Below are 7,593 nucleotides of genomic sequence, written 5' to 3' on the forward strand. Positions count from 1 at the left end.
GCGCGCAAGGACTCAGTATTGTTGACACGTCAATCCTGCCGACGATCCCGACCCGCGGCCCGCATGCGACCGCGGTGATGGTCGCGGAACGAGCAAGCGCCATTCTGCTCGGTGACGAGTGACCGCGAGGGGCAGCAGGCTGGGTCGGCAGTCATACCGAATGGTCGTTCTCGCTTATGGGCTGTGATCGGCGTTACAGTGGTCCACGGAGCGGAGGAACGCAAAATATGGCACGTGAACAGGCTGTGCCCGGCAACCCGTGGGTGGCGGTCAGGCCAGGCGATGACGTCGCGTTACTCGCGCGGCGACTTTCGTCTGCCCATCAGTCGTTCATCGATGCCCGCGGCGTGCCCGGCCAGGGGCTGACCGACGACTCGCATGTCCGTTCGGTCGTACTCGAGTCCTGGATGCGTAGCCGCAACAAGGGGGTAAATCCCGATGTGGTCGGCAACCCTGAGATGCTCGAAGGGTTGGAGCTCGAAAAGTATCGCTCCGCGCATCCCATGTCACTGATTCGTCCGGTGATTCGGAAACTCCTGGTGGAAGATGCTGCCGAAACCGGACTACTGATCGCGATCAGTGACGCACACGGTCGACTGCTCTGGGTGGAGGGTGACAACTCGGCCAAGGACAAGGCGTTGTCCATGAACTTCGTCGAAGGCGCCGACTGGAGCGAAGATCGTGTCGGCACCAATGCGCCGGGAACGGCGCTTGCTCTCGATCACTCCGTACAGATTTTCGGATCCGAGCATTTCAACCGAACCGTGCACGACTGGAGTTGTTCGGCCGCACCCGTCCACGATCCCACCACTGGGCAAATCCTTGGTGCCATCGACATCACCGGTGGTCCCAGGGTTGCGGTTCCCGAAGTGCTGTCACTGATCCGTGCAACTGTCGCGGCCGCCGAATCGGAATTGCGATTCCATCTCTTGAACTCGCCCATCCCACTCAGTGCCACGGCTCCGCGCCTCGAAACATTCGGTGCCGGCCGGCCGACGCTGGTTCGCGGCGGTGACCGCATCCCGATTTCGCAGCGTCACGCCGAGATTCTCCTTCTGCTTTCCGAACACCCGGAGGGTCTCAGCTCCGACCACCTTGCGGTCCTGCTCGACGAGGGCGAACTCGACGCAGTGACCATTCGCGCGGAAATGTCGCGGCTTCGTAAGGTTTTCGGTGCCGACCGGCTGGCTTCGCGCCCTTATCGGATCATCACGGAGTTCACGACAGATGTCGGCGATGTGCGGGCAGCGTTGGATCGAGGCGACGCAGCGACGGCGATGAAACTGTATTCGGGCCCGGTGCTGGCAGGCTCTGCCTCCCCGGGAATCGAAGAGGTGCGGGAAGAACTACGCACCAGGGTCCAGGCAGCTCTGCTGCGTGGAGGTGACGCCAACCTTCTGGCCCGGTGGACCACGTCGGTACACGGCCGCGAAGACTCCGTCGTGTGGGAGGCCTACCTGTCCACGTTGGATCCTCAATCGCCGCTGTATTCGCAGGTCCAGGCAAGAATTGATCTCCTCGACCGCCAATTGGGCATCTGAGAATCATCTGTGTTTCTCGCACGCAACGTACTTGCAACGTTGCAACTCCTAGTGTTGTGAATCACACCCCACCGGGGGGTGGGATTGCAGTCACCGATTTGGTGGGTGCGCCCAGGAAGATCACGTTTACATAGGAGCTTGCAATGACCGTGTACGCCCGCCCAGGTACCGCCGACGCGATCATGTCCTTCCAGTCTCGATACGACAACTGGATCGGCAACGAATGGGTTGCTCCAGTCAAGGGTCAGTACTTCGAGAACCCGACACCGGTGACCGGACAGAATTTCTGTGATGTGGCTCGTTCCACCGCAGAAGACATCGAACTCGCTCTCGACGCAGCGCACGCAGCAGCTCCGGCCTGGGGCAAGACCTCGGTCGCCGAGCGCGCGATCATCTTGAACAAGATCGCTGATCGTATGGAGGAGAACCTCGAATCCATCGCACTCGCCGAGTCGTGGGACAACGGCAAGCCGATCCGCGAGACCCTCAACGCCGACATTCCGCTCGCCATCGATCACTTCCGATACTTCGCGGGAGCTATTCGCGCACAGGAAGGTTCGCTCTCGGAGATCAACTCCGACACCGTGGCGTACCACTTCCACGAGCCGCTCGGCGTAGTCGGCCAGATCATTCCGTGGAACTTCCCGATCCTCATGGCCGTGTGGAAGCTCGCTCCCGCCCTTGCTGCCGGCAATGCCATCGTGCTCAAGCCTGCCGAGCAGACACCCGTCTCGATCCTGCACCTCATCGGCATCATCGGTGATCTGCTGCCTGCCGGTGTGCTCAACATCGTCAACGGCTTCGGCGTCGAGGCCGGAAAGCCGCTCGCGTCGAGCCCGCGTATCAAGAAGATCGCGTTCACCGGTGAAACCACCACAGGTCGCCTGATCATGCAGTACGCGTCGCAGAACCTCATCCCCGTGACCCTCGAACTCGGTGGCAAGAGCCCCAACATCTTCTTCTCCGACGTCCTCGCCTCCAATGACGACTACCAGGACAAGGCACTCGAGGGCTTCACGATGTTCGCCCTCAACCAGGGCGAGGTCTGCACCTGCCCGTCACGTTCGCTGATCCAGGAAGACATCTTCGACGAGTTCCTCGCGATGGCCGCCATTCGCACCAAGGCTGTGCGCCAAGGGGATCCGTTCGACACCGACACCATGATCGGTGCCCAGGCCAGCAACGATCAGCTCGAGAAGATCCTCTCGTACATCGAGATCGGCAAGGCCGAAGGCGCCAAGGTCATCACCGGTGGTGAGCGGGCCGAACTCGGCGGAGACCTGTCCGGCGGCTACTACGTCCAGCCGACGGTGTTCACCGGCAACAACAAGATGCGCATCTTCCAGGAAGAGATCTTCGGACCCGTCGTCTCGGTCACCTCGTTCAAGGACTACGACGAGGCCATCGAAATCGCCAACGACACGCTCTACGGTTTGGGCGCCGGTGTCTGGTCCCGCGACGGCGGAGTTGCGTACCGAGCAGGCCGCGACATTCAGGCCGGTCGCGTCTGGACCAACACGTACCACCAGTACCCGGCACACGCCGCTTTCGGTGGATACAAGCAGTCCGGCATCGGCCGCGAGAACCACCTGATGATGCTCTCGCACTACCAGCAGACCAAGAACCTCCTGGTCAGCTACGCCCAGAAGGCTCAGGGCTTCTTCTGATCTACCCACCGGCACCCGTGAGCCCCTCGCTGCGGGTGCCGGTGAGCAAGACTGCAACACGCGAAACCTGCACAAACACACGGAGGTTGGAATGAGCGCCACGGACACACCCGATACCGGCGCCGTTCCACCCCGGTTGGTGACCACCGCTGGGGCGGCTGACCTGCTACGCCGCCTCAGCGGGACTCACGGCGAACTGATGATGCATCAATCCGGCGGATGCTGCGACGGCTCGGCCCCGATGTGTTATCCCTCAGGCGAATTCATCGTCGGGGACCGTGACGTACTACTCGGAATCGTCGATCTCCGACTTGCTGTCGGAGAGATTCCCGAAGACCTTCCCACCGGAACCGACGCTGTACAGGTCTGGATTTCCGGATCACAGTTCGAAGCCTGGAAGCACACCCAGTTGGTGCTGGACGTCGTGCCCGGCCGCGGCAGTGGATTCAGCCTGGAGTCTCCTGAAGGATTCAGATTCCTCAGTCGAGCAAGGGCATTCACACCGGACGAAAACGAAGCACTCGGCGCTTCGAGCATTCTCGTAGGCGCTGATTGGGAAGCGGGCGTGCGTCCTTCGCCCCCGACGGTTCCCCAGGTCGTCGCCGAGGCCGTCGATGCCTGCCCGGTGCCGGGCGCGGCCGCCCGATCGTGAGAACGGCCGCCTGAAGAAGATCTGAACAGACTCGGGGCCGCTCACATGACAGCCAGTTAACAGCACGGTCATCTCCACGCGACCTTCTCCGTACATCGCCCACATACCGTTCATTTCACGCGACGCATCCACCGTGCGTCGTCTCATTCTTGACCGATTCAGAGGATGGACATGTCTCTTTCCGACCACGCAACCGGCAAAAACGCCGGTGCCGCGGGTGCACACCACGACGGCGCAGACTTCCATGCGGAAGACAATTCGTATCTGGAGAAACGAACACTCCGAAAGGGAACAGCAGGGTGGGTGCTGCTTGCGGGGTTGGGTGTCAGCTATGTGATTTCCGGTGACTATGCCGGCTGGAACAACGGTCTGGCCGAAGGTGGTTTCGGTGGCCTTCTCATCGCGGCGGTTGTCATCGCGGGGATGTACCTGGCGATGGTGCTCGGTATGGCCGAGATGTCGTCGGCACTTCCTGCCGCTGGTGGTGGATACACGTTTGCCAGACGGGCCATGGGGCCATGGGGCGGATTTGCCACCGGCACAGCAATTCTCATCGAGTACTCGATAGCACCCGCAGCGATCGCGACCTTCATCGGTGCGTACGTCGAGTCCCTGAACCTGTTCGGGATCACCGACGGGTGGTGGGTGTACCTCGCGGTGTACGCGATCTTCATCGGCATTCACCTCACCGGCGCCGGTGAGGCACTCAAGGCGATGTTCATCATCACCGCCATTGCACTCGTCGGCCTGGTGGTGTTCGCGGTTTCGGCTGTCGGCCTTTTCGATTCGTCCAACCTCACCGATATCGCCGTCGACACCAGCGCAGTCGGATCCTCGTCGTTCCTGCCATTCGGTCTGCTCGGAATCTGGGCCGCCGTGCCCTTCGCGATCTGGTTCTTCCTTGCCGTCGAAGGTGTACCGCTGGCCGCCGAGGAAGCACGTGAGCCGGAGAAGAACGTCCCCCGCGGCATCATCATCAGCATGTTGATCCTGATCGTCACAGGCGCGACGGTTCTCTTCCTCGCCACCGGTGCGCTCGGCGCAGACGCCCTGTCCACCTCCGGAAATCCGCTCGTCGAGGCTCTCGGGGACAGCGGAGCGGCAAAGGCCGTCAACTACATCGGCCTCGCCGGTCTGGTCGCGAGCTTCTTCTCGATCATGTACGCCTACTCACGCCAGACGTTTGCGCTCTCCCGTGCCGGCTACCTGCCGAAGAACCTGTCGGTGACCAACAAGCGCAAAGCCCCCACTCTCGCTCTCGTCGTACCCGGAATCATCGGCTTCGCGCTCTCACTCACCGGTGAAGGTGCAATGTTGCTCAACATGGCGGTGTTCGGCGCGGCAGTAAGCTACGTCCTGATGATGGTGAGTCACATCGTTCTTCGTAAGCGTGAGCCGAACATGCCGCGCCCGTACCGCACGCCCGGCGGTATCGCCACCACCTCGTTTGCACTCGTGATCGCGGCAGTGTCGGTGGTGGCCACCTTCCTGGTCGATCCCGTTGCGGCATTGCTGACGTTGGTCGCCTTCGGTGTTCTCATGGCGTACTTCGGTCTCTACAGTCGTCACCACCTTGTTGCCAACTCGCCGGACGAGGAGTTTGCTGTACTTGCACAGGCGGAAGAAGAATTGGGATGAATCGCGGGATGGCCAAGTATCACCAGCAGGTATCCGGAACCAACTACTCGTTCGACGGCCTCGTCGATCTGATGGCAAAAGCGACACCACTGCGGTCGGGTGACGAACTAGCCGGTTGCGCGGCAAGCTCCGACGCCGAACGTGCTGCTGCCCAATGGGTTCTGGCTGATCTTCCATTGACGGTGTTCCTCGAAGATCTGGTGGTTCCGTACGAGGACGACGAGGTGACCCGGCTCATCATCGACAGCCACGATCGCCTCGCATTTGCGCCGGTGGCCCACCTGACTGTTGGCGGATTGCGGGACTGGCTGCTCGAGACTGCGTCGGCGCCGGAAGCTTCAGCACGCTTGTCCGCCGTGAGTCCCGGTCTGACCCCCGAGATGGTTGCCGCGGTCAGCAAGATCATGCGCAATCAGGACCTGATCGCTGTCGCCAAGGCCATCACGGTCACCGCGGGGTTCCGCACTACCATCGGACTGCCCGGCCGGCTGAGCACCCGACTCCAACCAAACCACCCGACAGACGATCCACGCGGCATCGCGGCGGCCACATTGGACGGTCTCCTGATGGGATGTGGCGACGCCGTCATCGGTATCAACCCCGCGACGGATTCACCCCAGGCCACCTCGGATCTGCTCCACCTGCTCGACGACATCCGTCAGCGATTCGAGATCCCGACTCAGTCGTGCGTGCTCTCGCACGTGACCACCACGATCGGACTGATCGAATCGGGGGTGCCGGTCGATCTTGTCTTCCAATCGATTGCCGGTACCGAAGGCGCCAATTCCGGTTTCGGAGTGAACATTCCGCTCCTGCGTGAGGGCAACGAGGCCGGGCGCTCCTTGAACCGCGGAACGGTCGGCAACAACGTCATGTACCTGGAGACGGGGCAGGGGTCCGCCCTCAGCTCAGGTGCCCACTACGGCACCGGCGGGGCGCCGGTCGATCAGCAGACGCTCGAGACCAGGGCATACGCAGTGGCACGTGATCTCGAACCGCTGCTGGTCAACACCGTGGTCGGCTTCATCGGTCCCGAGTATCTCTACGACGGCAAGCAGATCATTCGCGCGGGCTTGGAGGATCACTTCTGCGGAAAACTCCTCGGGCTGCCGATGGGAGTGGACGTCTGCTACACCAACCACGCCGAAGCCGATCAAGACGATATGGACAACCTGCTCACCTTGCTGGGCGTCGCCGGCGCGGCGTTCGTGATCGCGGTGCCCGGCGCCGACGATGTGATGCTCGGCTATCAAAGTCTGGCGTTCCACGACGCGCTGTACGTGCGTAAGGTTCTCGGTTTGCAGCCCGCCCCGGAGTTCGAGACCTGGCTCCACAACTTGGGGATGACCGACGCAAACGGTCGGGTTCTTCCGATCGATGCCGAAATGTCGCCGCTGCGGGCTTTGACGGTGAACTCATGACCGAAGATCAGGCACCGATCCTCGATTTCTGGGGTCCACTGCGCAAGACCACACAATCGCGTATCGGGTTGGGCCGCGCCGGTGATTCGTTGCCCACCAAGCGGGTTCTCGAATTCAAGGCAGCGCACGCTGCAGCCCGCGACGCGGTCCACGAGCCACTCGACTCCGAGACGCTTGCCATTCGGGTCGAAGGGGTGGGCATCGGGGCGCCGGTGGTGGTCGCGAGCAGCGTCTCCACCCGCAGTGAGTATCTCCGGAGACCTGACCTGGGGCGCCAACCGGCTGACCTGGGTGCGATCTCGAGTTCCGACAAGGAAATCGGGTTCATCCTCGCCGACGGACTCTCGCCGCGCGCACTGATGGACCACGGTGAGCAATTGCTGTCCGCGTTGGTCACGGTGTTGGGGGAGCGGTACTCGATCGCGCCGCCCGTGATCGCCACGAATGCCCGTGTGGCACTGGGTGATCACATCGCTGCCGCGATGGGAGTGCAGACGGCGATCGTCCTGAGCGGCGAACGTCCAGGGCTCTCCGTTGCGGACAGTGTCGGGATCTATCTGACTCACCTTCCGCGCGTCGGTCGTACCGACGCGGATCGAAACTGCATTTCCAATGTCCACCCACCCGAGGGACTCGGATACGAGCAGGCTGCTCGTGTCGTCCTGGGATTGGTG

General features: G+C 62.1%; 7 protein-coding genes. All 7 read left to right on the forward strand.

Translation table 11 applies throughout. The features are described from left to right. Positions 1 to 122, forward strand: a 122-nt coding sequence (locus tag RWT78_RS26160; protein ID WP_314681934.1) for a GMC oxidoreductase, incomplete at its 5' end; no start/stop codon positions are given. Between the two features lie 105 nt (positions 123 to 227). Continuing rightward, positions 228 to 1,541 carry a helix-turn-helix domain-containing protein gene (locus RWT78_RS26165; protein WP_007730155.1) on the forward strand — a complete coding sequence of 438 codons (1,314 nt, stop codon included), beginning with the start codon at positions 228 to 230 and terminating at the stop codon, positions 1,539 to 1,541. A 143-nt stretch (positions 1,542 to 1,684) separates the two neighbouring features. Then, positions 1,685 to 3,208, forward strand: a complete 1,524-nt coding sequence (gene adh, locus RWT78_RS26170; RefSeq protein WP_314681925.1) for an aldehyde dehydrogenase — start codon at positions 1,685 to 1,687, stop codon at positions 3,206 to 3,208. 91 nt (positions 3,209 to 3,299) lie between these two features. Beyond that, positions 3,300 to 3,860, forward strand: coding sequence for a DUF779 domain-containing protein (locus tag RWT78_RS26175; protein ID WP_019744244.1), 561 nt, complete (start codon positions 3,300 to 3,302; stop codon positions 3,858 to 3,860). Positions 3,861 to 4,025: 165 nt separating this feature from the next. Beyond that, positions 4,026 to 5,498 (forward strand): ethanolamine permease, encoded by a 1,473-nt coding sequence (gene eat / locus RWT78_RS26180; protein WP_003941913.1) that lies wholly within the window; start codon positions 4,026 to 4,028, stop codon positions 5,496 to 5,498. Further along, complete coding sequence (locus RWT78_RS26185; RefSeq protein WP_144245907.1) at positions 5,495 to 6,919, forward strand: ethanolamine ammonia-lyase subunit EutB; 1,425 nt, start codon at positions 5,495 to 5,497, stop codon at positions 6,917 to 6,919. Before eat ends, RWT78_RS26185 begins: the two co-directional genes overlap by 4 nt. Beyond that, positions 6,916 to 7,593, forward strand: a 678-nt coding sequence (gene eutC / locus RWT78_RS26190; RefSeq protein WP_314681932.1) for an ethanolamine ammonia-lyase subunit EutC, incomplete at its 3' end; no start/stop codon positions are given. The genes RWT78_RS26185 and eutC, both read left to right, overlap by 4 nt.

Source organism: uncultured Rhodococcus sp. (genome assembly GCF_963525155.1).
Lineage (GTDB): Bacteria > Actinomycetota > Actinomycetes > Mycobacteriales > Mycobacteriaceae > Rhodococcus_F > Rhodococcus_F qingshengii.